Origin of the sequence: Leptolyngbya sp. CCY15150, assembly GCF_016888135.1 — a bacterium.
In the GTDB taxonomy this organism is placed as follows: Bacteria; Cyanobacteriota; Cyanobacteriia; order RECH01; family RECH01; genus RECH01.
The window spans coordinates 1-315 of the sequence record NZ_JACSWB010000189.1 but is presented as its reverse complement, the minus strand read 5'-3'; the positions used below and the strand labels follow the sequence as shown (position 1 = coordinate 315).

Annotated in this window: 1 protein-coding gene; it reads right to left on the bottom strand. The window is 58.1% G+C overall.

What is annotated here, in order from left to right:
• Positions 1-315: winged helix-turn-helix domain-containing protein (locus JUJ53_RS13845; protein ID WP_204152629.1), on the bottom strand; the 315-nt coding region annotated here is incomplete at both ends.

Sequence of the window (315 nt, the reverse complement as noted above, 5' to 3'; positions counted from 1 at the left end):
CAAAACCATACAACCAAAGCCACTCCCGTTTCCAGTTGACGATGGCGGTCGGACAATCGCCAGCCTCGACCCAAATCCGCCGGATGATAGGACACAAGCCCATGCGATGCTCATCCTCACACCACACCTCGACGTCGGCGTCGGGATAGGTCTGCTGAAGGTGCTCGACGTTCTCCTGAAGTTTTTTTCTCCAAGCGTCCTGAGCGTCGAGGTCGGCGTCTTGATGCTGGGGCCTAGGTACCCGCAGACGCCATCCTAGCTGGCGCAGGTAGACCCAGCCTTGTTGGCGACTGATCGGTTGATCGAGGAGTTCAC